The 24573-nt window shown below is 66.2% G+C and carries 26 protein-coding genes; 6 read left to right on the top strand and 20 right to left on the bottom strand.

The window, feature by feature from the left end; all coding sequences use genetic code 11:
- Nucleotides 1-51 precede the first annotated feature (51 nt).
- Nucleotides 52-1740 carry a helicase associated domain-containing protein gene (locus tag ACFVAJ_RS16760; protein ID WP_376946032.1) on the bottom strand — a complete coding sequence of 563 codons (1689 nt, stop codon included), beginning with the start codon at nt 1738-1740 and terminating at the stop codon, nt 52-54.
- A gap of 576 nt (nt 1741-2316) precedes the next feature.
- Between ACFVAJ_RS16760 and ACFVAJ_RS16755 the strand changes: the two genes are divergently transcribed.
- The gene (locus ACFVAJ_RS16755; RefSeq protein ID WP_376946030.1) at nt 2317-2520 is read left to right on the top strand and encodes a hypothetical protein; all 204 of its coding nucleotides are present in this window, start codon (nt 2317-2319) and stop codon (nt 2518-2520) included.
- On the opposite strand, the gene ACFVAJ_RS16750 is transcribed toward ACFVAJ_RS16755, so the two are convergent.
- Nucleotides 2517-3098, bottom strand: a complete 582-nt coding sequence (locus ACFVAJ_RS16750) for a hypothetical protein (RefSeq protein WP_376946028.1) — start codon at nt 3096-3098, stop codon at nt 2517-2519. The genes ACFVAJ_RS16755 and ACFVAJ_RS16750 overlap by 4 nt on opposite strands.
- A gap of 438 nt (nt 3099-3536) precedes the next feature.
- Nucleotides 3537-3728 carry a hypothetical protein gene (locus tag ACFVAJ_RS16745; RefSeq protein ID WP_376946026.1) on the bottom strand — a complete coding sequence of 64 codons (192 nt, stop codon included), beginning with the start codon at nt 3726-3728 and terminating at the stop codon, nt 3537-3539.
- 86 nt (nt 3729-3814) lie between these two features.
- Here ACFVAJ_RS16745 and ACFVAJ_RS16740 point away from each other — a divergent pair, with 86 nt between their 5' ends.
- Both ACFVAJ_RS16740 and ACFVAJ_RS16735 read left to right on the top strand, forming a co-directional pair.
- On the top strand, nt 3815-4528 hold the full coding sequence (locus ACFVAJ_RS16740) for an SOS response-associated peptidase (RefSeq protein ID WP_376946024.1): 714 nt from the start codon (nt 3815-3817) through the stop codon (nt 4526-4528).
- A gap of 79 nt (nt 4529-4607) precedes the next feature.
- Nucleotides 4608-5126 (top strand): GntR family transcriptional regulator, encoded by a 519-nt coding sequence (locus ACFVAJ_RS16735; RefSeq protein ID WP_376946022.1) that lies wholly within the window; start codon nt 4608-4610, stop codon nt 5124-5126.
- A gap of 23 nt (nt 5127-5149) precedes the next feature.
- On the opposite strand, the gene ACFVAJ_RS16730 is transcribed toward ACFVAJ_RS16735, so the two are convergent.
- The 13 genes from ACFVAJ_RS16730 to ACFVAJ_RS16670 all read right to left on the bottom strand — a co-directional run bounded on the left by ACFVAJ_RS16730 (nt 5150) and on the right by ACFVAJ_RS16670 (nt 18443).
- Nucleotides 5150-5440 (bottom strand): hypothetical protein, encoded by a 291-nt coding sequence (locus ACFVAJ_RS16730; protein ID WP_376946020.1) that lies wholly within the window; start codon nt 5438-5440, stop codon nt 5150-5152.
- Nucleotides 5441-5632: 192 nt separating this feature from the next.
- Nucleotides 5633-6700: a DNA-methyltransferase gene (locus tag ACFVAJ_RS16725; RefSeq protein ID WP_376946018.1), complete on the bottom strand. Its 1068-nt coding sequence runs from the start codon at nt 6698-6700 to the stop codon at nt 5633-5635.
- A gap of 76 nt (nt 6701-6776) precedes the next feature.
- A complete protein-coding gene (locus ACFVAJ_RS16720; protein WP_376946016.1) occupies nt 6777-7865 on the bottom strand; it encodes a hypothetical protein in 1089 nt (362 codons plus the stop codon).
- A 258-nt stretch (nt 7866-8123) separates the two neighbouring features.
- Nucleotides 8124-10622 (bottom strand): hypothetical protein, encoded by a 2499-nt coding sequence (locus ACFVAJ_RS16715; protein ID WP_376946014.1) that lies wholly within the window; start codon nt 10620-10622, stop codon nt 8124-8126.
- A complete protein-coding gene (locus ACFVAJ_RS16710) occupies nt 10622-11647 on the bottom strand; it encodes a hypothetical protein (RefSeq protein ID WP_376946012.1) in 1026 nt (341 codons plus the stop codon). The genes ACFVAJ_RS16715 and ACFVAJ_RS16710 overlap by 1 nt, the downstream gene beginning before the upstream one ends.
- 8 nt (nt 11648-11655) lie before the next feature.
- The gene (locus ACFVAJ_RS16705) at nt 11656-11994 is read right to left on the bottom strand and encodes a hypothetical protein (RefSeq protein ID WP_376946010.1); all 339 of its coding nucleotides are present in this window, start codon (nt 11992-11994) and stop codon (nt 11656-11658) included.
- Nucleotides 11994-12677, bottom strand: coding sequence for a hypothetical protein (locus ACFVAJ_RS16700; RefSeq protein WP_376946008.1), 684 nt, complete (start codon nt 12675-12677; stop codon nt 11994-11996). Before ACFVAJ_RS16700 ends, ACFVAJ_RS16705 begins: the two co-directional genes overlap by 1 nt.
- A 43-nt stretch (nt 12678-12720) precedes the next feature.
- Complete coding sequence (locus ACFVAJ_RS16695) at nt 12721-13518, bottom strand: metal-dependent hydrolase (RefSeq protein WP_376946006.1); 798 nt, start codon at nt 13516-13518, stop codon at nt 12721-12723.
- A gap of 53 nt (nt 13519-13571) precedes the next feature.
- Entirely contained in the window at nt 13572-14243 is a 672-nt protein-coding gene (locus tag ACFVAJ_RS16690) for a hypothetical protein (RefSeq protein ID WP_376946004.1), read from the bottom strand.
- A gap of 135 nt (nt 14244-14378) precedes the next feature.
- Nucleotides 14379-15158: a hypothetical protein gene (locus ACFVAJ_RS16685; RefSeq protein WP_376946002.1), complete on the bottom strand. Its 780-nt coding sequence runs from the start codon at nt 15156-15158 to the stop codon at nt 14379-14381.
- A 66-nt stretch (nt 15159-15224) separates the two neighbouring features.
- Nucleotides 15225-15851, bottom strand: a complete 627-nt coding sequence (locus ACFVAJ_RS16680; protein WP_376946000.1) for a hypothetical protein — start codon at nt 15849-15851, stop codon at nt 15225-15227.
- Nucleotides 15852-16378: 527 nt separating this feature from the next.
- Nucleotides 16379-17197, bottom strand: coding sequence for a hypothetical protein (locus ACFVAJ_RS16675; RefSeq protein ID WP_376945998.1), 819 nt, complete (start codon nt 17195-17197; stop codon nt 16379-16381).
- Nucleotides 17198-17237: 40 nt separating this feature from the next.
- Nucleotides 17238-18443, bottom strand: coding sequence for a DUF7007 domain-containing protein (locus ACFVAJ_RS16670; protein ID WP_376945996.1), 1206 nt, complete (start codon nt 18441-18443; stop codon nt 17238-17240).
- Between the two features lie 35 nt (nt 18444-18478).
- On the opposite strand from ACFVAJ_RS16670, the gene ACFVAJ_RS16665 reads away from it, so the two are divergent.
- Genes ACFVAJ_RS16665 through ACFVAJ_RS16655 form a run of 3 tightly spaced genes read left to right on the top strand, consistent with a single transcriptional unit; the run spans nt 18479 to nt 19160 of the window.
- Nucleotides 18479-18706: a hypothetical protein gene (locus tag ACFVAJ_RS16665; RefSeq protein ID WP_376945994.1), complete on the top strand. Its 228-nt coding sequence runs from the start codon at nt 18479-18481 to the stop codon at nt 18704-18706.
- A gap of 38 nt (nt 18707-18744) precedes the next feature.
- Nucleotides 18745-18942 (top strand): hypothetical protein, encoded by a 198-nt coding sequence (locus ACFVAJ_RS16660; RefSeq protein ID WP_376945992.1) that lies wholly within the window; start codon nt 18745-18747, stop codon nt 18940-18942.
- Entirely contained in the window at nt 18942-19160 is a 219-nt protein-coding gene (locus ACFVAJ_RS16655) for a hypothetical protein (RefSeq protein ID WP_376945990.1), read from the top strand. The genes ACFVAJ_RS16660 and ACFVAJ_RS16655 overlap by 1 nt, the downstream gene beginning before the upstream one ends.
- Here ACFVAJ_RS16655 and ACFVAJ_RS16650 read toward each other — a convergent pair.
- Genes ACFVAJ_RS16650 through ACFVAJ_RS16635 form a run of 4 tightly spaced genes read right to left on the bottom strand, consistent with a single transcriptional unit; the run spans nt 19157 to nt 24552 of the window.
- Nucleotides 19157-20500, bottom strand: a complete 1344-nt coding sequence (locus ACFVAJ_RS16650; protein WP_376945988.1) for a hypothetical protein — start codon at nt 20498-20500, stop codon at nt 19157-19159. The two genes, ACFVAJ_RS16655 and ACFVAJ_RS16650, sit on opposite strands and share 4 nt — an antisense overlap.
- Complete coding sequence (locus ACFVAJ_RS16645) at nt 20466-21311, bottom strand: hypothetical protein (protein ID WP_376945986.1); 846 nt, start codon at nt 21309-21311, stop codon at nt 20466-20468. The genes ACFVAJ_RS16650 and ACFVAJ_RS16645 overlap by 35 nt, the downstream gene beginning before the upstream one ends.
- 17 nt (nt 21312-21328) lie before the next feature.
- Complete coding sequence (locus tag ACFVAJ_RS16640) at nt 21329-21934, bottom strand: hypothetical protein (RefSeq protein ID WP_376945985.1); 606 nt, start codon at nt 21932-21934, stop codon at nt 21329-21331.
- Complete coding sequence (locus tag ACFVAJ_RS16635; protein ID WP_376945983.1) at nt 21931-24552, bottom strand: ATP-dependent DNA helicase; 2622 nt, start codon at nt 24550-24552, stop codon at nt 21931-21933. The genes ACFVAJ_RS16640 and ACFVAJ_RS16635 overlap by 4 nt, the downstream gene beginning before the upstream one ends.
- Nucleotides 24553-24573: the final 21 nt, after the last annotated feature.

The raw sequence follows: 24573 nt of genomic DNA, 5'->3' as shown, positions 1-24573 counted from the left end.
GCTTGGGCCCACCATGCGCGGGAGAGCCACGCACCAGCCGGGACGACGAGGTTACGCCGAGGCCGGCAGCCCCACAGGAACGCCTTGACGTGCACCGCGCAGCGCGAGCAGCTGCTCGGTGCCACGCTGGGCGAGGTGGGTGCCCTGAGCCACCATGTGACGGACGTCCATCGTCGCCGACAGTCCAGCCCACCCGGTCAGGTGGGTGTCGAGCCACTGCCGTCGGCGCGCTTCGAGCGTTCCGGACTTCGCAGCTCCACGCTGGTTGTTCAGCCAGACCCCGAGACGACGGGCGGTCGGATCCGTCGCTCGGAAGTACGGGAACCGTCCCGAGTTCCGGCGGAACGCCTGAACGGCACGTGCCGATGCGAGCCACTGCGCGAAGTGCGGATCCACCCACTCGCGGAGACGAGCGTCGAGCCACTCGCGTCGCTCCTCGGGGAGCTTGTCCGCCTTGTGTGCGGTGCGCTGGTTGTTCAGCCAGACCCCGAGCTCACGCTCGGCGGCGTCGGCGGTACGGCTCCGCGTCGGGAACCGGCCGTGGATCGCGACGAAGTCTTCGACGCGGGACGCGTTGCTCAGCCACACGTTGAAGTACGGAGACTGCCACTCGGTGAGGTTCCTCTCGAGCCACTTCTGCCGGGTGGTGCTGAGACGGCCTTCCTTCGCGGCGCGGCGCTGGCGGGAAAGCCACATGCCGAGGCGCCGGCTCTCCTGGTCGGGTTCGAGGACTCCGGGAAGCCGGCCGTTCGCCCGTTCGAACTGAGCGACAGCTTCTGCGTCTTCCATCCACCGGTAGTACTTCTTCTCAGCCCACTTCGGGAGGTTCGCGTCGAGCCAGTCTTTCCGCTCGACGAGCAGGGTGCCTTCGCGGGCGCCGGCGCGCTGCGCGGTGAGCCAGCTCGCGAGTTCAGCCTCCATCGCGATGCTGCTCGTGCGCCGCTCCGGGAGCCGACCGTGCTTCTGGAAGAAGTCGACCGCCTCCGAGGCCCGGGCGAGCCAGGTGTTCGTCTGGGGGCTCTGCCAGCCGGGGACGTTCCGTTCGAGCCAGCGCGAGAGGTCGGGTCGGAGCTCGCCGACGGCGAGAAGTGAACGCTGCTTCGTCAACCAGGCCGCGAGTCGGCGTTCGGTGGTGTCGTCGCACGTTGACCGGGGGAGCGATCCGGTCGCCGCGAAGTGCTGCTGAACGGCCGCGGCACGTGAGAACCAGGAGAACACCGCGGCGTCCTGCCAGTTCGGGCAAAGCGCGTCGAGGTAGGTGATCCGATCCTTGGGGAGAGCACCGGCCTTGACGGCGACACGCTGGGACCGAAACCACATCGCCGCGTCGCGCTCGTCACGACTCTCGGAGACATGGTCGGGGTTCCGGCCCTGCTTGCGCAGCAGCGCGATCGCGATGTCCGCCTTCGAGTACCAGGTGTCGGCCGCCGGGTCGTTCCAAGTGGGGATGTTGTCGTCCAGCCATTTCTGCCGGGAAGCGGTGAGCTTCCCCGACTGGATGGCGCGTCGCTGGGTGCGGAGCCACATGCCGAGCCGGCGAGATGCTTCGTCGGTCGCGTTCGGCTGGGGGAGCCTGCCGTGCTGGATGCGGAAGCGGGACACAGCGATTGCGCTGTTCTTCCAGTTGTCCTCGAGCGGGTTCGACCATCCGGGAAGGTAGAGGTCGAGCCAGGACTGCTTCGACTCCTTCAGGCCTCCACGACGGTGCAGCTCGCGCTGAGTGCGGAGCCACCGGTACATCGCTCGTTCATCGTCGGAGCAGTTCGAGCCGGCGGCGGGGAGACGGCCATTCACCACGCGGAACCCGGCAATGCTCGCCGCCGCCCGTTCCCACTCCTTGGCTTTGGCCGAAGGGGTGATTTCGAGGACGGTAGCGCCAGTCATTGCCGTAATTTCCTGATCGTTGTTGCGTGCGCGCATGTGGTGGCGCTGTGTGATTTTGTCGAGCACTCGACCCTCGTGGGCAGGCGCACAACCGTCGGGTCAGCCCCCTGTTTCGACTGATTGCCATCCAATCACGGGGGCTTTCTGCGTGTCTAAGCGCAGAAATTCCCCGCGTCAGTATGGGGGACAGCTTGCGAATGCATGAAATCCGCGCAGCTTGGGGGATGTTCCCCAGGTGGGCCCGATCGTGGATATTCACAGTTACGACAGGTGTCCCCCGTAATGGGGGTCACAGGAGTTCTACAGGTTTCGCTCGTAGACACAGCGCAAGGTCATCGGGAATGCTGGTGCAAACGCAGCACCGGGGGTCTGATGTCACCACGTTGGGTCGCATTGCATTCGCATCGGGAGCCGGCAGCCGAGCACCCGCCGATGCGCTGGGTCAACCCAGAGAAGATCAGTATCATCGAGCCCGCGATCAGAGGCGTTGAGCCGGATCTGCATCTGATCGCGCGACTGAAGGTCGAAGGGGTGCCGGAGTTCGAGTCGTGGGTTGCGAAGGCGCGAGACCGCAGTGAGGTCGACAGCCTGTGGCGAGAATTCCTCGTTCGGCTGTTCGACGGTTCAGCCGACTAGCGGGTCTGCGGCGTCGGCAGCGAGGCCGCAGGGGGTGGTGTGGAGCCCTTCGCCGGGGGAGGGGTGACAGCCGTCGGCTTCGCGGGCAGTGGAACGGGGGACACCGGCTCTGCGATTTCGATGTTCGATTCGCCCTGCTCGAGCAGCTGGTTCGGGACGTACCCGTCGGTCAGCTCACCGTCCTCGGACGCGGGAGTGGGCACGCCGGACAGCGATCCGGTCGACATGTCGATGTACGCAGCGACCGGGGTGGGGACCATCCCGAGCTCGGACGCCTTCGCGGCAAGAGACTGTGATGAGCTCACAACGGTGAGATCGTCTTCCGTCGCTTCGATTTCCTTTGCGAGCTGCGACGACTGCGTCTCGAGCGCGTCGAGTTCGTAGGCGCCCTGGACGATCGCAAGGTTCAGCGTCAGCTGAAGCGCGCCGATCGCGACGAGGCCGCCAAGTGCGATCGCGACGATCCGGTTCCGCCGGCGGATCTTGTCCTTGTTCGCCTCGTGGACGACAGCTCGGAGATGACGGCGTGCCGGCGCAGCCTCGGCGACGGATTCCGCGAACTGCTGGGCGGTCAGCATGCGGCCACCATCGGTACGCCGCTGTGCGAAGGAGCGGTGGAGGCTGGACCGACGTCGTTCAGACGGTGGAGCTGCTGAGAGGGGTTGCGGAGGTACTGCGGGGGCACATGTCAATGACATGCGGCGGAACCAGGCCGTCCGCGCATGATTACCGCGGCAACCCTCTACTTGAGGTTGAGGCTATCGCCGGAGAGCAGTCAGGACCTTCGAGATCACGGACGGCCGCGGGGGAGCGGCGCCGTCGTCAAGACGGGCTTGCCGTTCGGCCTCATGGATGGCCTGCTCTGCTTCGGCGGTCTTCGCGCGAGCTCGTAGTTCCGCTTCGATACCGGACGATGCGCCACGTGGCCCGAACATTTCTCTCTCCCATCGGGGATCCGGCCCGGCTGTCTGCTGGGGGATCCGATGGAGGGCATGCGGCGATGGAAGCGCTTCGGCTTACTTCTTCCGTGCGTTCTTCAGTGAGCGCTTGTACGGGCGGTCGACGTTCTTCCGCCTCCACGCAACGAGCTGGGCCCGCTCGCGCGCATGACGCACGTTGTTCCGCGTCCGGGGGATGAAGAAGATGATCCGGTAGAGCAGCGCAGGGAAGAAGACCGACTCGCTCGGATTGTTGAACCTGCGCCCCATTGCTGCTCCTCTACGTTGAATGAACGATGCTATCCAATCGCCAGCGAGGCATGGTCACGGTCGGAGTCGGGCGGTAGCCTCGCAGCATGTGCGGACGGTTCACCTTGAAGGAGAAGCCCTCTGACCTGGCGGCCGCGGTCGGCGCGCTCGAGGGGGACTTCTCGAACTGGCGCCCGTCGTTCAACATCCCGCCGACTGCGACGATCCCAGTGCTCGTGGAGGCGAAGCTCCCGGAGTCGGAGGAGTTCGGCCGGCGCTTAGAACCGGCGCGATGGGGGCTCGTGCCTGGGTGGAGCAGGGAGCTCAAGCTCAAGTTCCCGACGTTCAACGCTCGCTCCGAGGGGCTCGCGGAGAAGAACACCTGGCGCAGCCCGCTCAAGTCGCATCGCGCGATCGTGCCGATGGACGGCTGGTACGAGTGGACAGGGGAGAAGGGCGCCAAGGTGCCGCACTTCATCCACCACCCGGACGGCGAAACGCTCGGCGTCGCCGGCCTCTACTCGTGGTGGCTCGACAGGTCGAAGCCCGAGGACGACGACACCAGGTGGACGCTGACCGCGACCATCCTCACCTCGGACGCCGTCGACGAGCTCGTCGGGATCCACGACCGGTCGCCGGTGCCGCTGCCGCGCGAGCTCTGGGACTGGTGGCTTGACCCGTCTCTCGTTGGAGACCAGGCGATGGTCGACGAGGCGGTACAGGCGGCGCTTCCGATCGCGGAGCAGCTCGCGGTCTACTCGGTGCGACCGTTCAAGGTCGGGCAGGACGGGCCCGCGCTCATCGAGCCCGCAAGTCCGTAGCGGTGCTGTGGGTGGCGGCTCGATCGCGGCGGCCGATGACTGTTGATTAGTTCTCTATTGCACTAGTACAATAGTGAGCATGGAACGCGAGCTGCCCGCCTACAAGCGCATCGAGAAGGATCTCCGCCAGAAGTTCGCTTCGGGGGAGTACCTGATTGGGGACAGGCTGCCCGGAATCAGCGAGCTCTGCGCGGAGTACGGGATCACTGGCGTCCAGACTGTCCGGAACGCGTATCAGCCGCTCATCGCAGCGGGCATCGTCGAAGCACGTCAGGGCGCCGGGTACTACCTCGCGGCGCGGCCCGAGGTCTCGCGCAAACTGGAGACGACCACTGCGCCCTCGCTCTTGCTGGAAAACGCAGAGCGCCTGCTGGAGATGATCAAGCAGGCGCAGGACGAGATCAGCGCCTTCCGGCATGAGGTGCTCCCGGAGCCGGATTCGGTCTGGACCTGGATCACCTCAGAAGGACGCGAGCGCGTTCGCGTCGATGAGGTGGGGTGGAACGGCGAGGATCACGTGGTTGTCGCCACCAACCTCGACCGCGGCCACACCTTCACGCACGAACTGTCCTTCTGGATCCAGCGCACGACTCTTTGAGGCCGGCAGGCCGGGAGCGTGATCTACGCCGCGATCTTCACCGACAGCAGCACGTACCCCTCCGGGACGAGAGCGTGGAGCGAAGCGATCGCCTCGTCGTAGCTCGTTCCGGATGCCTCGATGGGCGTCGCGCCGACTGCTCGGTGCTTCCCTGTCGAGCCGGTGACGCCGGCCTTCATGGAGAAGTGCGCCTGGATCAGTTCGCTGCCCGGCGGAACCTCGGCCGCGAGCGCCTGGTACGCCGATCCTCGGTCGTGCCCTGACGCCTTGATGGAGGTCGTCTTCTTCGGGCGAATGGAACCGATCAGCTGCATGTGACGAGCCTACGTTGGTCCGCTGAGCGGTGACTTGGGTAGAGGCTCGAGAGGTTGACGAAAATACCTTCTGATCAGGGATTCCGACATAATCACCATTATCGGCTTACTGGGTAAGGCAATACCACGATACCGATGCGGAGGCCAAGAAGGAACCCTCCAGGCACACCGGGTCATTGGACTGAACCGACGTCAGGCTGCTGCCAGCGCCTTCCGGGCCAGCGCTCGGTCGATCCGCTCATCGATCGCCGGCATGTTCTTCGCCTCGAGCTCGATGCCGATGACGTTCACACCGTTGTCGATGCATGCCTCGGCGGTCGTGCCGGACCCGAGGAACAAGTCGAGCACGGTCTGCCCGGGCAGCGCGACGAGCTGGACGAGCCAGCGCATGAGGGCGATCGGCTTCATCGTCGAGTGCTCGTCCTTCGAGCCCTTCATAGGGCGCTCGGCGCCGCGGGCCTTCGAGGCGTAGTGAAAGGCCGGGAAGTAGCGGGACGTGTCGGACTTTCGAGAGGTCTCGCGGATCTGCTGCACCGGGCAGTGGGAGACGCAGTCGCCGTCTTCGACGCACTCGGGCGCGTGTCCGAGGAGGATGTTCGTTGGCCAGCGGCCGCCGTCGTGCGACTCGGTGCGCTCGGTAGAGCGCTCAACCTTCCAGGTCGAGGCTGCGGAATCGCCGTTCCGGCGGCTGCGGTCCTCGTCGGTCGGGATACGGACGGCGTCGATGTTCATGAAGCCGGTCCCCCACTCGAGGACGTTCTCGATGACGCGGCCGTCGAGTGGCTTCTGTGCGACCACCCACGGTTCGTGCGCCGGCTTCAGGCGGGTCTCGTGGCCTTCGTGCTGCTCGGCGGCCTCGTCATGGCCGGCCTTCCGGAGCGCCTTCGCAACGTCGACGGAACCGAGGGGCATGCCCTGGCCGTAGATCCAGTTGATGCTGTCCTTGATCTCGAAGCCGGCGTCTTCGATGGCGACGGCGAGACGGTGGTAGGTGCGGGTCGCGCCGGCAGCGATGAGGTTCCCGCCGGGCTTCAGGACGCGGAAGGCCTCTCGCCAGAGGTCGACGTCGAATGCGATGCCGGATCGGTCCCAGGCGACTCCGCGCTGCTGGCGCGTGAAGTCGATTTCGTACGGCGGGTCGCACAGGATGTGGTCGACGGAGTTGTCGTCGAGCTGCTTCAGGACATCGCGGCTGTCGCCGTTCCAGATGGTGAATGCGGGGTCGTTGCGGTGGATCGTTGCCGGGGCGGGGTTAGGCATGCCGTTGTAGGTGTGCGGCGGATTCCGCTTACGTCTCGACCGTTACCGTTCTGTTACATACTGCTCCCCTGCCGCGTCACAGCGGGAAGTTCGCCGGGTCGACGCTCGAGAAGACGCGCGCGATGCGGTCGCGGACCTCGTCGACGGTGGAGCCGAGAGGCGTCTTGTGCCAGCCGGCGGCTGCGCGGGCGAGCTCGGGCCATGCGGCGGCCGCCATCTTGTGCTGGGCGAGCTGCTCGTTCTCGTCGCCGCGGGTCTTCGACTTGAACTCGGAGAACGGAGAGCACTCGCGCGCGACCCATGCCTGGACGAGTGCGGGGGCGTGCGATTCCCACTCCTCGCTGCCGGAGGCCATGGTGACGAGCTTCACAGCCTGGTTGACGATGTCGCGGGACGGCTTGGGGCTCAGCATGACGGCGGCGAGTGCGATGGTGTGGGCGAAGCCGGGCCGGTATTCGGCGAGGTCTTCGGCCTGGTCTGCGGTGAAGTCGTCCCAGAGACCGAGGAGGCGGTCGTCGATGGGGTTCTGCTGGCGTCCCTGGGAGGTGACGATCGCGAGCCACTGGGTGAGGGAGCGGTAGGCGATGGTCTCGTCGGCTTCGAGCTGGGCCTGTACCCACTCGCGGTCGATTTCGTCCTCGGGGGTGACGATCGGGGCGGTGATCTCGTAGGCGGCGCGGAGGTGGTGGGCGTTCTGCTTGGTCTTGCCGGTGTGGCGGAGGCTCTTGAGGCCGGCGAGTGCTTCGAAGCTGGCGGCGAAGCGGTTGTCGTCGAACGATTCCTCTGCGGAGAGTTCGTTCTTCACCTGGTCGAAGATGGTGCCGCCCTCGTCGGCGACCGCTTCCTCGTCGTTGAGGGTGGAGTAGCTGAGCTCGTGGTCGGCGGAGAGGATGTCGCGGAGCTTGGAGTTGACGGCGGTGCGGAGGAGCTGGCGAGCCCAGCCGACGGCGGAGGCGCCGCCGGCGATGCGGCTGAGGTCGAGGCTCGCCTTCATGCCCGACTCCCCCACGGCCTTGCCGTGGAGGACGACCTTGAGCTCGTCGGCGAGCTTGGATCGGGTGCGCGGGTGGAGTCCGTAGAGGTGCGGCTCTCGGCTGACTTCGGTGGCAACTCCGGTCGCTTCGATGTTCCAGGCGATGCCTCGTCGTGCTTGATCCTCAGTCACGTCACCGTCAAGGAACTGACGAGCGAGGTCGACGGAAATCTGGTCTGCGTGGGTGGTGGTGAATGTTGTGGTCACCCGCGCGTCATGCGCGTCGATTCGGCCAAAATCGCAGGTTTTTGCCTGTTATTGGTGTGTATTTAGGCCGAATCGTTGTAGGTCATCTACAAGAAAAAGCTGAGGAAACCTTTCCCGAATTCGATTTGACACCGTACGCGCCGAGACCGTGTCCCCCGCGAGGGGGACACGGTCTGGACGGGCTCAAACGGAGGCTTGTTGGTTTCTGAGATTTACGTCGAGACGGTTCGTCGAGGCGATCTTGAGGAACTGTGGAGGAAGCTTCACCTCAGTGGGAACGGCACGCCCAGCGAGGTCCGAATAGATGAACACCGTCCCTCGCAGGTTCTGCCGCGTCGCAGGATCTGTCAGCGGACGAAGCGACCCCCAGTTCGGCGCCACCTCATCACCGGTCGTACCGATCGTCTTCTTCGCCGTGATGCGGTTCAGTCGCTCAGGCGTCTCCTCGAGGCGTGCGATCTGCAGCGCCGCGCGAGCCTGGTTGACGTCGTCGAGCGGGCCGATCGCCATCCGTGACACGTGGTTCATCAACTTCGCGTTCACCGCACCAGTGATGTCCTGCGAGTACAGGATCGGAAGGAACCGCTGCGAACGCGCGAGACGGCCGGCGCGCTCCGCCTCCTCCGGTGTCGTGCCGGTGACCACCCACGCCTCATCCATGTGCAGGACGCCGTCGCGGCCGGTGAGCGCCAGGCCGGCGCCGGTGAACATCATCTTCAGGGTCGCCACCGCCAGACGCTGCGGGAACGACACCGGCGGGGTGCCCGGAGTCGGGAGCTCGAGGCGGTAGTCGCCGACCTTGATCAGTGTCGTCCCGTTCGCGACACGGAGACCCTGGGTTGAGGGGTTCATCCCGGTGAAGGCGCGCATCAGTGGGCTCTGCTGCCAGGCGCGCATGATCGGGTCGATCATCTCCCAGAGAAGCTGCTTGTGCCTCGGGTCATGCTCAGCTTCGAACGCCATCTGTAGCGCTTGGCCGGTGCAGACGGCGCCCATGCTCACGCCGCGACCGATCGCCGTGTACAGCGGCACCTCGAACTGCGCGAGAAGTCTCGGGTCCGACCACGGGTTCACCGTGATGATCGCCGACGCTGCCATGTCGACGCCGACCTCGGGGGTGGCGGAGAACCGGAGCGGGTCGAGTGCGCCGTCCGAGGTGACCAGGTCGTCGAGCGAGATGACCTGCCCGCCGCCGGAGAGCACGGTCGGGCTCAGATCCTGCCCGGTCTTCGGGTCGATCAGGATGTTCGGCACGTCGGCCTGCGCCTGCTGGTACGCGAGGAACTGCGCGAGCATCGACTTCCCCGAGCCCGAGCCGCCGGCAACCAGGAACAGCGGCGGGACATCCTCATCCGCGACCGCGGTGTGCCCGAGCCAGACAGGCTGGCGGTCACGCTCCGTGATCCCGAGCAGCGCGCTCCCCTGCCGGTCACCGACGTTCGAGAGGGACGGCAGTCCCGAGTACGCGATCGTTGTCGCCGGAAGGTCCTCCAGGTACGGGTTGGCGCTGATCGACGATGCGAGCATCATCTCCGCGAGAGCGCCCGGCTGGCGGTTCTGCATCGCGCTCAACTGCACCACGTAGCTGGCGCTCGTCGCGTTCACATCTTCGACAAGGCCGGGCATCGCTACGACCACGGAGGCGTCCATGAGGGTCGCTGGTGCAGTGCCGGCCGAGTAGTCACGTTCGACCTGCTCGAGCTCGGACTGCTTCTCCTCGAGCTCGGCGCGGTCGAGCTTGTTCTTCTCCCGGCGCTCCTCGAGCTCCTGCCGGTAGTCGACGATCTGCTTCCGCATGACCTCACGGGTCACCTGCGGAGGCTCAACCTTCCCGCGAACCGACACCGCGGTGAAGTCCGACTCGATCATCCGGGACGCCCAACGGCCCGTGTCCTCGTACACGGAGACGTACGGCAGCTCGAACGACTCCACGGCGGCGAACGTGAGCGCGTGGGTGCCGTTCATCTCCGACCACTCGCTGCAGTCGTCGAGCCCCACTCGCGAGGCAGCCCGCGCTGCGGGTCCCGACTGGAAGAAGTGGACATGGTTGTCGTGGTAGACGACCGGGACGTCGGCGTTCATCCCGTAGTTGAACCAGCCGTTCAGGAACCGGAAGTCGGTCGGGTCCGGGACGTTGAGGCCGGCGCGGGTGAGGATCTGGTCGACGTCCTCGAAGTCGCGGTCGTAGTCGGACATCGGGGTGCCGCCCCGGACGATGGACTCGACCGCCGAGTCGAACGCCGACCGGAGCGAGCCGGTGCCGAGCTGCGCGTTCAGGCGGACACCGAAGACGAGCGCGCGACGGTAGGTGAGGACGTCGGAGAACGCCTCCTTGAGGTATGCGTGGTTCGGGTGATCGATCGGAGGCTCGAAGTACTGCGGGATGTTCACGAGCAGCATGTGGATCTGTCGGTACCCACCGCGGTTCATGTTGCGCGTCTTGTTGCGGAGCCGCACCATCCCGGCGAGACCGTTCATCGCCTGCTGAATGGCGTGGCCGGCGTTCACCGCGTCCTCGGACGAGCGAGCCTCCGAGACCGGAGCGAGCGGCACCGACCGGTACAGCCAGACGCTGTCGTCGATCCCGACGATGCGGCCATCCCGGAACCGCTTCTTCACCATCGTCGGGAAGTCCGGAGTGGTCTTGGCTGCCGTGTCGGCAACCTTCGGAGTGCGGCCCATCAGTTGTCCTCCCCGTCGGTGAGTTCACGGTCGATGACCGCGTTCTGGAACTTCTCGAGGCTGGTCCCGGAACCCGGGCCGCCCCACGCGACCACCTGCGGCGACGCGGTGTTCGCCTTCGCGATCAGGACGTCATAGGTGATGACGCTGTTGCCGCTGGAGTTCTGCTTGTCGTTGCGCGGGTTGCCTTCACTGTCGAGCCAGACGAGCTTCAGCTGCACCTGTGCGATCAGTTCCTTCGGGTCGTCGTCCGACACGACGCCGTCCTCGATGACCGGGCGGGAGCCGGCGGTGATGACAGACGCTTCGACGGACGCGACACCGTTCAGCGGCATGTAGGAGTGATTCGATGCCTCGTCGCCGACGCGCTGGCGGAGCACGCCGGGGTCCCCGGACGCGAAAGCTTCGGCCCAGTCGGTGACAGCGACCTGCACCTCATCGGACGCCGTGGCGGTCTGCAGGCCGTACCAGGTGCCGGTGGAAGCCCATCCCGTGGCTGAAGGCGCAAGCGGGGAGAGCGACGGGGTGCTGAGCGCCACAGCGCCCTCCCGCTTCGACACGGCGACAGCAACCTCGGACGTGTACCGGTTGCCTGCAGCGTCCGCGATCGTGAAACGGTGCATCTCGATGTCGTAGCCGGGGGTGGTCACCGCCTTCTTTGTCAGCTCGTCGAGCTTCGGACGGTCGATGTCGCGGAAGCCGTCCCAGGAGACGACATGCCCGTCGACGATCGGCGCCGGCACCGAGGCGAGCCACGCGTCGGTCGCGATGATCGCCTCCGCCTTGCCGGGCGAGTCGACCTGATCGGTGATCGTCGGCATCTTGAATTCGTCCGGGTTCGGCATGTCGACCCACACCATCGCGAGGAGGACTGCGGTGACCGGGAACGACCACACGGCCAGGTGGGTGTACCCGCGCATCACGCGGCGGGCGGCTTCGCTGGACTGGACAGGCTTCGACTTGACGTTCGGGCTCTCGGCGAGTTCCGTGTCGTCCCAGATGGAGTGGGTGTTCTTCTTCGGCATCGTGCTTCCTATCGGTCAGCCCACGGGTCGAAGCCCGGGTCCTGGGTGTTCGTTTCGGAGCTGTCGGCGAGCTCAAGCGCGCCTTCCGCGGCGAGGGCGACGGCGTACTCGTCGTCCTGGGCGAGGCGGATGAGGATGTCGAGGGTGACGCCCTCTTCGTTGATGAGTGCCCGACGGACTGCGGAGTCGGGGTGGCTGAGGAGCAGCTCGAGGCAGTCGGCGCAGCGGACAGTGCCGCGGTCAACGGGGTTCCGGCACGGCGTCCAACAGCTTCGGCATTCGCCTGGTTTGAGCGGGGGTTGGTGTTTCGCGTGGTCCTTCGGGCGCCACGACTTGCAGCTCGGCATCAGCGCTTCGACAGGTTGAGGATCTCGCCGAGCTCGGCGAGATCGCCGTCGGTCAGCTGTGATGCGTGCTTCATGAGCTCTGCACCGGCGCGGACGTCCGCCTGCGGGAGCGGTCCTCGAGCGTGGTCGAGAGCGGTGAGCAGTGTCCAGGCGGCCCTCAGTCGGATCCTCGGGATGCTGACCGCAGCGACGATCGCGTCGAGAGGGCGGTCGGTCATCCCGTGGATCGTCTTGATGTCGTCGATCGCTCGGGTGGCGGCTCGGTTCCCGGACATCACAGCGAACGTCAGGTCCCGTGGGGTGTCCTTCACGCGGAGAACGGCGGCGAGGGCGGCGCGCAGCTCGGGGCGGGCGCTGAGCATCTGGTCGTACTTCGCGATGCCTCGTCGGAGGGCAGCACGTTCGCGGTTGCGGGGTTTCCGGCCAGCCGACGGGTCTCCGGGGTCGAGGTCCTCCTCGTCGTCATCGTCGGTGTGCGCGACTGCGGCGGTGGCTGCTGCGATCTCGACGACGGCGGGAGGCTGCACCTCGACGTGAGGGATGTCCGCCGGGAGTGCTGGCGCGTCTGACCATGGGGTTGTTCGCGGCGCCGCCGCTGCGGGTGCAGCGTCGCCGAACAGGTCGATGTCCGATTCGGGGGTCTGGTGCCCGAACCGGTTGTCGGGGGTCGTCAGATCGGTCATGTGTCTTCCTTGGCTTGGGGTCACTCAGAAGACATGCGGCGATTTACCGCGGCATCCAGACCTCAGCCATCACTTCGGTGAGGTCGATGCCGAACATCGCGATGACGGCGTGCAGGATGCCGTACCCGACGTAGACGGTGATCGGGACGAGCATCAGCCATTCACGGACCGAACCGGCGTTACCGAGCACCGGCATCGCCCAGTACCCGCCCGACGTCCAGATGGAGCTGAGGACGGGGATCTCCCGCCACGCTTTCGGAGGCTTCGGAACCCACGGCCAGAACAACGGCAACCCGCCAGTGGTGAGAAAGTCGCCGGCGAGGTGGACGGCGTACCCGACCGTGAAGCACAACGCGAACCAGGACTGCTGCTCAGGGGCGAAGAACGCCACGAACCCGGCGATCGCGAACCCGCCGAGCCACGCCTGCGGCCACGTCTTCGCGACCTTCAACGCCTTCATCGCGAACGTCACCGCGGCCGCGGTCATCACCGCCGGCCCGACTGCGATCGGTTGATGCCACCATGACGGCTGCCAGGTCAGCCAGCCGAGCCCGACCGCGAGGAACCACGCGCAGAGGACAGCCAGGAGCGCGTGGAGGCCGTGGCGGTGACCGCCGGACGCCTTCGAGATCCCCTCGGTGACAGCCTTCCCGACGAACGGCACGGAGTGGGCGATCGTCGCCGACGAGTGGTCGGCGTCCGGGAGCATCGCGGCACCCGCACAGAGGAGCGCCCCGGTGATCGTTCCGAGCGGGTCGACCTCGTACCAGCCGAAGCCGTGCCCGGTGGCTGTGATCGCGATCCACGCCGCAGCGCCGGTCATCGCGTGGTGTCCGCCCATCATGGTCCCGTGTACCTCCCAATGGGAGGTATGCGGCGGGCGGCGAGGTCAGGCTAGAGAGGCAGCGCGGTGTACCGGAATCCTCGCGTGTCCTTGCCGATCAGCTTCGTCTCCGCGCGTTCGTCGTCGACGTGGATCATGCCTCGGGCACCCTCGCCGACGTACACGGTGGTGACGGAGTCGCCGTGCGCTGCGATCGATGCTCGACGCCCAGGTTCGACGATCACGTTGACGTCGGTGCGGTCTCCGACCGAAATCTCCAGCGGGGACGACGAGTCGATTCGGATGATGACGTACCCGCTTGTGACTCGCAGCCGGCCGGCGCCGATCGCGACGTTGACGATCAGCGGGCGGCCGTCTGCAGGGCCGGCGAGGTCAGTGTCGATCAGCCTGCCGAGCGGGGCGGCGATGTGGATGACCGGGGATTCCCCGTCAGGTGTGCCGTCGACGGAACGGATCGCGTCCACAAGCTCGTCGTGGGTTGCCGGTTCGATGAGACGGGGCATGTTCCCGTCGAGGAAATCTTCGAGGTCAGGGGTGTAGACGCCGGCGTCCAGGCCGATCTGAGGGGCGGTCCGGGCGTTGATGAACCGGCCGTCCTTGCCGCGCTCCTCGTGACGCTGAACGTTGTCGACCAGCGCGAGGTGTCGCTTGACACCGCGCGATGCGCTGCTCGAGCGTTCGTGCATGTCGGCCCCAATCCGATCCTGCAGTGGTTGGCTCACCTGGAGGCTGTCCGAGTGAGAGAGCATCTACGTGTGCGGCCTGTCGTGATTCTGAGTGTTACCTGACAGCCAATTGTTACGCAAAACGGCTGGACTTCCGGTGTGAGCGGAAGACCAGCCGTTTCGGGAGGAGATTCAGCGCAGATTCAGCGCGTACGTCGGGTCACCGTGACGGTCCTTGCCGTCAATGACCGCGCTGAGGTTCCGGTCGAGGTCGAGCACGAGGTCGTGGATATCTTCGTCCTCGTCGTCGAAGTCGTCGATCTCGTTGCCGTCGACGTCGAGCAGCTTCACCGGTTGGAGATACGGTCCGCCGCTCGGGTCGTCGTTGTGGTCTTCGATGACGAGCTTCACAGCGTTCGGGTGTCGCGCCAGGAGGGTCTCCTTCAGCTCTGCGGAAGCGCCGGTGAACACGTCACGCTCCGCAGCTTCGAAGTTCGCGACGGCCGTGGCGTATTCCTCGTCGGCGACGGGGCCGCCTTCGACGTCCGCGAAGACGAGCTCGTAGGTGCCCTGTGCCTCGTTCACGCGGCGGACCTCACCGCCGATCGCCCAGCGAAGGTTGTAGAGGCGGTCGAAGCCGGCGGGGAGATTGTCCGGGTCGTCCTCCATGAAGCTGACGATCGGCTTTTCGTTCCCGTCGTGGGCGTACTGCGCCACGAGATCGGCACCGTCGCCCGGGTCGGAGTTGTCGTAGAGCGAGACCTTCACCGCTGCTGGGTTGAGCTTCAGCGTGGCGTCACGGATCGACCGTGCGGTGAGGTTCGCGAGGGTGAGCTTAGCTGCGGTCTCATTGATCCCCGTGGCCGGGGTGAGTTCGATCGCGGCCGGCGTGTGGATCTGCTCGCCGAAGGTACCGTTGCCTGCGCGTGCGGCTTCGCGGCGCTGTTCAGCGTCGTTGGAGATGGTGTTCATGCAGGAGTGAGTGTGCGGCAATCGGACGCCGGCGGCTGGAATCGAGCTCCGGCCGCCGGCGTCTGGTCAGAAACGGCGGCCAGGTGCCCGTCGCTGCCCGATGAACACCTCGTACGCGGCGGTGGCTTCGTCGTGAGCGCCCTGGCTGCCGGCAGCGTCGATCGCGGCCGCCAGAGATGCCTTCTCCGCGAGGTACCGGTCGCCGGCTTCGAACAGGCTCCCCATTCGAGTCTCCGCCATGACGCGGTTCGGCTGCATCTTCGTCTTCTTGATCACCTTGTCGACCCACTCGGCGCGGATCTCTTCGACCGGCACACCGCGCTTGTGAGCGAGACCGGCGAGCACCTCACCGACAACACGGGCGTCCTCATCGCCACGGTGCTCGGTCAAGCCGTAGTACACCGCAGATTCGAGCTTCGAGATCGCTTCGATCTGGGCAGTGCGTTCCGTCTTGAACGGCGTGCCGGCGCGTTCGTAGATCGGGTCACCAGACGGGGTGGTGATCGCGTTCGCGACCCGCTTCTTCTCCTTTTCGATGCGGGCGGCTTCCCGTTCTGCGCGCACCTTCTCGAGGCGCTCACGTTCCGCGCGACCTTCCGGGGTCTCGAGCTGGTTCGGGCGCGGCTTCCGCGGATTCACGACCGGCGCCGTTTGAAAGCAAGTCGAGCACGCAAGATCGCCAGCGAGCTCCACGATCTCAGCCTCGTCGTACCCGCTCTGCTCCGTCAGCCACCCAAACCGGGTGGTCGGGAAGCATGTCGAGCAGCTCCTCGACGAGTGAACATGCCCGCCGGTGTTCTGGACGAGGAAGAATCTCGTCCAGCCGCCGCGAGCGTCGAACTCCTCGTCGATCGGGCGGATCTTCTCATCGATCTCGGCGATCTCCGCACGGTACCGGGCGACGGAGTCGCGGTCCGAGTCGAGTCGCCACCCCTGCAGGATCGCGCGAGAGTTCCGGGCAGCGCCGTCGTTCTCCTCCCGGTACTTCATCTCGGCGTCGTGTGCGCGGAGACGGTCAGCTGGAGCTTGGAGACGTGCCCGTGCGTCCTGGCGGTCCTGGTACAGCTTCGCGAGCACCGTGTCGATCTCCGATGGAGACTGGTCGGCATACAGCGCCTGCGACAGCGCCACCTCGGCCGCGCTGTGCGCGTGCTCGGAGAACTCACCGGACGAGGCGTGGGCGCCGCGGCGTGCCCCGCCGCGCTCGTACAACCGGGCGGTCACGATGCCGCTCGGTTCAGGATCTCGTTGAGGGCGTGCTTCGTGCCTTCGGCGTAGTCAGACGAGACCTTTTCCGTGACGAGCTCGTCCATCGTCCCCCACGCGGAGGTCTCGGTGAGCGCACGGAGCAGTGCATCCTTCCCGCCGGTGAGCGCCTCAGCCTTCGCGACCTGTTCGGGGTTGAACCCGTAGTGGTGCGGGTTGTCGTACAGGCGGTACTCGAGGTCACCGATGCTGGCGTACGCGGCGACCTGACCGGCTGCCTCAGCGACGTCGAAGTGAAGCCGGCTGAGCTCCTTGACGGGCAAGGTGGTGAGGTTCAGCGAATCGCCGGGGCTCCACCGCCTCCCGACCGGCTTCGACAGGTCGAGCTCGTAGACGTTCCCCTCCGGGTTGTCTGCCTCGTCGAAGACGGAGCCGAGGTCCTGACGGTCGATCCGTCGAGCCGTCTTGACCAGCGACCAGGCTGTCTCGTCCAGGTCGCGGTCTCCGTCGACGATGACGTTGCCGTTCTGGTCCTCGATCGATTCGAGGTCCACGTCACCGTTGCCGTCCCAGTGCTCGATAAACGTGACCTTCGCGGCGTCCGGGTAGTTGCGCTTCGCGGCCGCGGCGATCACCTGCCGTGCGGCGATCGCCTGAGCCTCGCGGGCTGCGTCGAGGAGGGCCTGGGCGCCGCGGAGGGTGTCGTTGAGTTCGTCGAACTCGCGGTCGGAGATCGCGGGCTCTGCGAGCCGGACCTCCGCTGATGTGGGGACGTGGCCGGCGAACTGGCCGAGGTTGTTGTGGATGTTTCCCTGATTGTCGATCTTGGACATGCCGTCATACGTGTGCGGCCGGCATGTCCAAGACCAGTGTTCAGTCGGTCGGCGGTTTCAGTGGTTCCTTGCCCCAGCTGTTGATCTTGTCGCTCAGCGCGGTGACCTTCTCCTTCGAGATGCGGAGCTTCTCTCGGTGCTCACGCCAGGCATCCGAGCCGATCTGTGGCGTCTGCTTGCCGAGCTTCTCGTGCGCGTGCTGCGCACGGCTGTGCTCCTGCAGCGCCACCTGGTACGGAGAGCGGTCGTCGGGCGCGTCAGCGGCGTCCCAGGTTGCTTTCGACACTTCGAAGGAGATCTTCGAGCTGTCCTCCACGTGCTCCTGGACGCTCATCGTGAAGATCTGCCGGCCGGACTGCACGTGCACCGACTTCCCGGTGACGCCTTCCTCTTCGATCAGCTGGCGGAGGCTTCGGACGCGGCCGTCGACCCGCCACAGCCGGTCGAGGTCCTTGTCGATCCGCGCCTGGGCTGCGGCCGTCTTCGCCGGTGCGATGCTGCGGTAGCGGGGCGCCTGGGTGAGGACAGGACGTTCGACAGGAGCGACTTGCTCGTGCCGGGACGGGTCGATCACCAGGCGCAGTGACTGGCCGGGCTCGCCTCCTTCTCGGCGGAGCTGCCGGAACTCGTCTGCGTTGATGCGGAATCGGGGCCCGTACTGGTCGTACTCCTCGGTCGGGTGGTAAGCGGGAGCAAGGACGTAGCCGTCGTTGTCTGGGTCGGCGATTCGGTACGTGGCGACGAGGTCGTCCTTGTGCGCTTCAGCCCACAGCTGCTCGTCCTTCTTCCGGGACTCACCCATCAACAGCTCACGCCCGTTCGCCTTCTCCCACTGGTCCGGGTACCAGTCTTTCAGCTGCTGCTCGGAGTCTGCAGGGTCCATGGTCGGGAACGCGTCCGGGTGGTAGGCGGCGACGACTCGCCACTCCACGTCCTCCTCGAACCAGGACGAACCCATGCGGAACGCTGCAGGGATCGCGGCCATCCGCTCCCGAGAGAGCTTGTACGCACCGTGACCTGCGGTGCTCGCGAATGCGATCCCGTCGGCGACGTGTTCGACGTTCTGGGCTTTCCCGTACGGGGTGGAGTCACCGGCACGAAGCTCGACACTCCCCCACGACTTCACCTGTAGGCCACCGAAATCCGCGGCGGTCTGCCCCTTCTCTGAGAAGGTGCCGGACATGCGGCCGTGGCCTGAGGAGACGCGGTTGACGTCGGCTTCGTTGAAGCGGTTGGTGTGAGTCATGCCCGATTACGTGTGCGGCCGCGCATGGGTGCAACATGGCCGTCCTCTTCATCTTCGAAGCGCTCATCACTGTGCTCGTCACTCTGCTCCTCTTCCCGATCGAAGCTCCCCGTCCAACGCACATCGACCAGGACGGCAAGCTCGAATGCGGGAACTGCTCGAGCTCGTTCGGGAAGCCCGGAAAGGCTCGCGCGCTCCTGACCAAGTTTCGTTTCGTGCTGCACCACTGCCGGACTGCAGTGAAGGGCACCGAATCCGCCTGACAGGCAAGATGGTGCTGTCGTCCGCGCATGAACGTCTCATGGACATCGAACCCCGACCCGTGATGCCGCGGCCGAGCAACGAAGAGCTCGTCCGGTGGCTCAGCCAGCCCGAGCTGGCACTGTGGCCCCACAACGTCACCGTCGACCAGCTGATGCGGTGGGCTGCGGAGATCGTCGCCGAACAGAAGGCGCACCTCGAGCAGCTCGAGCAGCACGCGATGGCGGAGGTGCGGTGATGGATTGGCTCTACTTCCTCGCCGGCCTTGCCGTGATCCCGGCCGGGTTCGTGGTGTTCGCCGCCGTCTTGTGGCTCGCCGACAAGAACTTCTCCTCAGAGTGCACCCGCTGCGGGGAGACCTTCGGCGAGATCGGCAAGACGTACGCCATCATGACGAAGGCCCGCTCCCGAGCACATAAGTGCCCCGTGAAGCGGGCCAACGCCGAGCTCGGCTAGGCGGCGCTCGGCTCCAGACGGACGTTCTTCACGACCGTCTCGTACTCGTCGCGGTACACCTCGTTGTCCTTCACGATCGCGCCCTTGATGGTGATCTCGTGCCCCTCTTCGAGGCCTTCGTCGGCTTTCCCGCCGCCCCACCATTTCAGCAGGTGACCGTCCGGGGTGCGGAGCGTGATGATCCGCTTCGTGACGTCACGGCGCTTGAACTCGTCATAGATCTCCTTCTTGACGATCTTCTCCACCTTCGCCTGGACGCCGGCGAGCTTCGCATCCTTCGGCGCCAGGAACTCCTTCAGAGCCGGCGGCGCCTCTTCGCGGACCTTCACCTCAGCGGCCTTCTTCATCGCTCGGTGATACGCCGAGACCACCGACACCGCAGTGCCGAAGTGGGCCTTCTTGATGTAGTTCTCCTGCTGCTTCCCGGAGAAGATCGCCTTCAGGTTCCCCTCGTAGGAGCCAGGTTCGGCGTCGAGCTTCTTCGCCCAGTTGACGATCTTCCGGGCCAGCTTCCGGCGCTTCACGGAGTCGCCCTTCTCGAGGAGGACCTTGAACTTCAGGCCGACCTCGTCGCCGGTGGCACGCCGCTCGAACCCGGCAGCCTCACGACTGACGTAGTCGGCGCCGTCATTCGTCTGGGTGAGCGCGGCGACGAGGAGCTCGTCGACGTCCCACACCTGGGAGCCGGGGTTCATGTAGTGGTCCGAGGCGTCCTTGACCTCGTCCATCCCGATGTCCGCGTCCAGAGCCCAGAGGCCGGCGGGAGACACACCGAGGAACGCCTTCAGGCAGCTCTTCCCGACCTGCTTTTCGCCACCGTCCTCGCCGACGAGGGTGTACACGCGGTCCCGGGCCCGGTTCGACCCGCAGTGGTCGCAGTGGTTGTCCTCCGGGATCTCCGACCGGGAGTTCCCAGCGAAGTGGGAGACGACCTCACCGGTCGGGGTGAAGTCGTGCGCGCCGACGAACGACCAACCGTCGTAGCTGATCGATGGGCGATTCAGAGTGAACCGGCACATCTCCCGGGTCTGACCGTGCTCGGTCTTGAGGTACATCTCCGCCTCGTAGGTGAACCGCTCAGCAATCCCGTACCGTTCCAGCTTCGCGTTCGCCTGCTCGACGCGTGCGATCGCGGCCTCCAGGCTCGTCGACTGGAAGTCCCACCGCGGGTTCTGCCGAACCCATTCGTAGTCCGGCTCATCGGGTTCTGCGTAGGCGTCGAGGACGACGCCGCCGAGGTCGCGAGGGTCGGAACGCTTCTCCATGTCGATGAACTTCCCGGTCGCCGGGTGGCGGAGGTGCTCGTCAGCGTTCCAGTGGGTGATGTTGATCGTGCTCATACACGTCTGTGTGTGCGGCCGGCAGCTGGACGACCTGCCCTGAGGCGCGGCGTTTCACGTACTCGTCAGACGACCAGGCCCTCAGATTCCGTGCTGCAGCGCGTGATGCCTGCCCGTGACGGAACGCCGCCTGCCTCGCCTGTTCGGTGCGAACCGAGAGCGGCTCGAGCTCCGCGCCGGCGGCATCCGCGTCGAACAGGCGGTCCTGCTCACGGATGAATGCGTTGGTGAACGGTTCGGCGGCGTTGACGAGCTCGGCGTACGCCTCTTCAGCGGCCGAGGCTTTCGCGGCGATGAACGACGCTTCTGCTTCGAGATATGCGCCGTACGCTGCGTTCTCCGCGGCGACGGTCTTGTACCTGACGTCGGGGTCCTGCCGGCCGCGGCGCCGGGCTCGAGCGTCGACGTGCTTCTGCCAGGTGCGGTGCGCGGCGTCACGGAGGTGGGTGGGCCTTGCGAGCTGGTCCGTGGTGTCGGGGACGTTGACGGCGCCGGCGACGAGCTTCGGGACCTGCAGTGCTTCACCGGCAGCATTGTGGAGGCGCCATTGCAGCTCGCGGGGAGCGCCTCGGCGCACCCACACGAGGTCCTCTGACACGGTCACCGGCGCGAACGCCAGGTACCGGTCGGCGTTCGTCACCCCGGTCGCGGCATCCACGTCGTCGAGGTGACTGGCAAGCTCGTCGCGACGTTTCGGGGTGAGCCGTTCAAGTTCGAACAGTGCACGCTCGGCGGTGAGGACGACGTCCGCCTGCGACTGCGCGTACGGCAGCCACTGGCCGTTCCGTTGATCACGCGGCTTCCAGGTCATGCCTGGTTCGTGTGCGGCTAACCGCGACGGGCGAACTCCCAGATCTCCTGAGCGATCCGGCCGCTACGAACCGAGGCGAGCAGCGCCCGCGAAGGAGACCGGTCCCAGGCGTTGTCCATGATGTCGCTGACCGTGACCGACGAGACGAGACCGTCGTCCTTCACTCTGGCGGGTACGGGCTCGACGACCAGGGTCGTCTTCATCCACGACTCCGACCTGCGAAGCGACGCACCGTACCGGTCCTGCAGGCCTTCGTTGATCGAGTCCCAGTTCGCGTCGAGGATGTGGGCGAACGAGTGGTCGAACCCGAGCACGTCGATCGGGCGGAGATGGGCCTTCACGGTCAGACGCCCGGCGGACCGCATGACCCGAAGCTTCTGGATCAGCCCCTCGTAGTCGGTGACCCGGTCCAGCCAGACCGAGCCGCCGTCCTCGACCTGGATCTTCAGGTCATTGCCGACGCGGGTGACGCTCACCAGGAACGGGTCGTCCGACCAGACACCCGAAGCGGAGCCGAACTCGACGGGGACACCGTTGTGCTCCTTCTCCGCCGCCCGCATGATCTGCTCCCACGCACCGGTGTCCAGCTTCAGCCGGTCCTTCCCGGCCGTGTTGCCGATCACGCGGCGGCTCGGGATGCCTGGCGCCCAGCGAGGTGATCCACGACAGTCTGAGGGTCAGTGGTTCGAAGCCCGAACACGTCGATGGTCTTCATCATCAGCTGCCTGCTGCTTTCCTCGTACGTGAACGGGTGGTTCTTCAGGAGTCTGGGGTCGAGCATCGCGAACACCCCGCGATCGCCGGCCGAGCGGACGAGACGCCCTCGAGCCTGTCCGAGGAGCTCGCAGGCGTCCGAGACGTACACCATCCGCCGTGAAGCGAACTCGGCCGCCTTGCCGTCACCGTCGAGCCGGGCTGCGATCACCGCTGCGCGCGCGTCGTCCACCGGGTTGCCGGCTGCGCGCGGGATCCGGTCGAGGATCACCAGCGAGCAGGTCTCCCCCGGCGCGTCGACGCCCGTCATCAGGCCCTGCGTGCCGACGAGAACCGCGGAGGTGTCAGCCTTCCACTTCGCGATGACGAGCCGAGGTGACGTCGCATCCCACTGGGTGTACACGTTGTACCTACCGGCGGCATGCTTCACGAGCTCGGCAGCGTACGCCTTCGCGCCGGTCGCTGTCGCCGAGAGGACCAGTGCGTGGCCCTCGTTCGCATCGATCAGCTGCTTCATCTGCCGAAGCGCCCAGGCCTGATGCTTCTCCGTGGAGAACTTCCGGCGGCCGCCGTGCATGTTCGGCAGGGTGAGCGCTTCGACCTCCGATGCGGCTTTCGCGTCGGGGATGTAGAGCATGGACTCGAGGTACGCCTCGGCAAACGGGAGTTCATACTCAACGGTCTGCCGGGCGTTCAGCCCGACCTCGTTGATGAAGTTCATCGGCAGGGTCCCGGAGATGCACGCCACCGACGGAGAGATGTCGAGCTCGTCGCCGGATTCCTCGTCCACCAGCTTCTGGGTCCACAGGTTGCCTTTCAGCATCCCGCCGACCTCCACCTGCGCAGACTGCACGGTGTGCCACGGCTTCATGCGGCGGCGGCCGCCGACAGGTGCGGGCGGAGGCGCCTGCAGCCAGCGGGCGAGACCGTTCCGGTCCTTCCGGACGTTCCCGACGGACGCGATCAGCTTGTCGATCGCAGCCTGAGCCTTCTTCCCGGAAATCACCTGCTTCATCTGGCCGGCGCGGATCGCTGCGGCGAGAGGCTCCTTCACGAGGCGGGAGCCGACCCGGGCCCATGCGATCACTGCGTCGCCGGTCTCCTCGAGCGGGTCCGCCTCCGGCTCGAGACGGCCGATCTCCCCGTTGGACGTCTCGATGAACATCCGGTGGATCTCCTGCTCGACGAGGTCGGCGATCATGTGGCCGTCGTCAGCCCAATTCGACACCTTCTGCGACCGCTCGTCGGCGACTGCGCGGACCATGCGGATGACCCGGTTCAGCTCACGGCCGGACACGGCCGCTTCACCCTGGGAGCGGACCACCTTCGGGAGTTCGTGGGCTTCGTCGACGATGATGTGGTCGAACTGGCCGAGGACGCTGTTGCCGAGCACGACCGGGGCGCCGACTGCAGCCTGGACGGCGAGGAGGGAGTGGTTCGTGACGACGACGTCGGCTTCTGCAGCCTTGTTGCGGGCGCGATCTGACCGGCACACGGCTGCGAACGGGCACTCCCCGAGTCCGATGCACTCCTCCGGGCTGACCGACACCGTCGACCAACTGTTCTCAGACAGTGCGCCTTCGAAGGTGTCCTTGTCGCCGGACAGGCTGTCGGAGAGCCCCTGAGACAGCGCCCAGATCGCGAGCGGCTTCATCTCGGCGAGGTCGAACTCGTTGCCTTCGAGGCTCATCGTCCCCGTTGACGGGAGCGCTTCCAGTTTCTTGATGAGCGGTGCGATCGCGTCGGTGCCGGCGAAGCTCGAGACGTCCTCGCCGAGGAGCGCCATTCCGAGCTCGTACGCGCGGTTCATGCACGCGTAGTTGCCCCACCCCTTCAGAACGGCGGTTGTGAAGCCTGCGCCGATCACCCGGCGGACAGCCTCGGAGACGACCGGCGCGTCCTTGTCCACGATCTGTGCTTGCAGTGACAGGGACTTCGTGGAGTACAGGGTTCGTTCCTGCCACTTCACGGCGCGGACGCCGGCGTTGGAGAGCGCGGCGAACGACTTGCCGATGCCGACGCCGGCGAGCCCGGAGACGTGTCCACGGCCGGAGCCGACGGCGTCCGTGTTCAGGACCGGTTCCATCGCCTTCGCGATGTCTCGGGCGAGGGCGAGTTGACCGGGGCGGGGCCGGGCTTCCTTGTTGCCGACACCGATCTCGACCGACATCGCGAGGACCGCGTCGACGAGCTCTTCGTTACCTGTGGGGGAATCAGTCACGGCTGCTACATGCGCGGGTTCGCTGGGAGCCTGCTGGGTACCAGATCCAAGCCCGCTCGGCGCGGATGTGCCGTGCATTCGCGGCCAGCTTCGCCGCATACCCAACAGGTGACGGCATCGTGCCGATCTAGCAGCAAGGAGGTGCGATGCCGAGTCCGTGGGACAACCCGTACGTGCCCGGTGTCTCACCGTCGGCCAGGGAATCCGCTGTCCGCGCCGTCGACCAATGGGCAGTTGAGCCAGCCGGAGTCCGAGACTTCTTCGAAGCACAGCCCGCCCAGTATGTCCAACCGCAACAGCCCGCACTCAGGCTCGTCCCGCCACCTC

It is taken from the genome of Agromyces sp. NPDC057679 (genome assembly GCF_042799635.1).
GTDB lineage: Bacteria > Actinomycetota > Actinomycetes > Actinomycetales > Microbacteriaceae > Agromyces.
The sequence above is the reverse complement of the archived record's forward strand: the minus strand, read 5'-3'. Positions and strand labels throughout refer to the sequence as shown.

Bases quoted from the DNA above. Each gene is read 5' to 3' on its own strand.
- ACFVAJ_RS16760 (WP_376946032.1), bottom strand. From the start codon at position 1,740: ATGTACCGGTGGCTCCGCACTCAGCGCGAGCTGCACCGTCGTGGAGGC.
- ACFVAJ_RS16755 (WP_376946030.1), top strand. From the start codon at position 2,317: ATGCGCTGGGTCAACCCAGAGAAGATCAGTATCATCGAGCCCGCGATC.
- ACFVAJ_RS16750 (WP_376946028.1), bottom strand. From the start codon at position 3,098: ATGCTGACCGCCCAGCAGTTCGCGGAATCCGTCGCCGAGGCTGCGCCG.
- ACFVAJ_RS16745 (WP_376946026.1), bottom strand. From the start codon at position 3,728: ATGGGGCGCAGGTTCAACAATCCGAGCGAGTCGGTCTTCTTCCCTGCG.
- ACFVAJ_RS16740 (WP_376946024.1), top strand. From the start codon at position 3,815: ATGTGCGGACGGTTCACCTTGAAGGAGAAGCCCTCTGACCTGGCGGCC.
- ACFVAJ_RS16735 (WP_376946022.1), top strand. From the start codon at position 4,608: ATGGAACGCGAGCTGCCCGCCTACAAGCGCATCGAGAAGGATCTCCGC.
- ACFVAJ_RS16730 (WP_376946020.1), bottom strand. From the start codon at position 5,440: ATGCAGCTGATCGGTTCCATTCGCCCGAAGAAGACGACCTCCATCAAG.
- ACFVAJ_RS16725 (WP_376946018.1), bottom strand. From the start codon at position 6,700: ATGCCTAACCCCGCCCCGGCAACGATCCACCGCAACGACCCCGCATTC.
- ACFVAJ_RS16715 (WP_376946014.1), bottom strand. From the start codon at position 10,622: ATGGGCCGCACTCCGAAGGTTGCCGACACGGCAGCCAAGACCACTCCG.
- ACFVAJ_RS16710 (WP_376946012.1), bottom strand. From the start codon at position 11,647: ATGCCGAAGAAGAACACCCACTCCATCTGGGACGACACGGAACTCGCC.
- ACFVAJ_RS16705 (WP_376946010.1), bottom strand. From the start codon at position 11,994: ATGCCGAGCTGCAAGTCGTGGCGCCCGAAGGACCACGCGAAACACCAA.
- ACFVAJ_RS16700 (WP_376946008.1), bottom strand. From the start codon at position 12,677: ATGACCGATCTGACGACCCCCGACAACCGGTTCGGGCACCAGACCCCC.
- ACFVAJ_RS16695 (WP_376946006.1), bottom strand. From the start codon at position 13,518: ATGGGCGGACACCACGCGATGACCGGCGCTGCGGCGTGGATCGCGATC.
- ACFVAJ_RS16685 (WP_376946002.1), bottom strand. From the start codon at position 15,158: ATGAACACCATCTCCAACGACGCTGAACAGCGCCGCGAAGCCGCACGC.
- ACFVAJ_RS16675 (WP_376945998.1), bottom strand. From the start codon at position 17,197: ATGTCCAAGATCGACAATCAGGGAAACATCCACAACAACCTCGGCCAG.
- ACFVAJ_RS16670 (WP_376945996.1), bottom strand. From the start codon at position 18,443: ATGACTCACACCAACCGCTTCAACGAAGCCGACGTCAACCGCGTCTCC.
- ACFVAJ_RS16665 (WP_376945994.1), top strand. From the start codon at position 18,479: ATGGCCGTCCTCTTCATCTTCGAAGCGCTCATCACTGTGCTCGTCACT.
- ACFVAJ_RS16660 (WP_376945992.1), top strand. From the start codon at position 18,745: ATGGACATCGAACCCCGACCCGTGATGCCGCGGCCGAGCAACGAAGAG.
- ACFVAJ_RS16655 (WP_376945990.1), top strand. From the start codon at position 18,942: ATGGATTGGCTCTACTTCCTCGCCGGCCTTGCCGTGATCCCGGCCGGG.
- ACFVAJ_RS16650 (WP_376945988.1), bottom strand. From the start codon at position 20,500: ATGAGCACGATCAACATCACCCACTGGAACGCTGACGAGCACCTCCGC.
- ACFVAJ_RS16645 (WP_376945986.1), bottom strand. From the start codon at position 21,311: ATGACCTGGAAGCCGCGTGATCAACGGAACGGCCAGTGGCTGCCGTAC.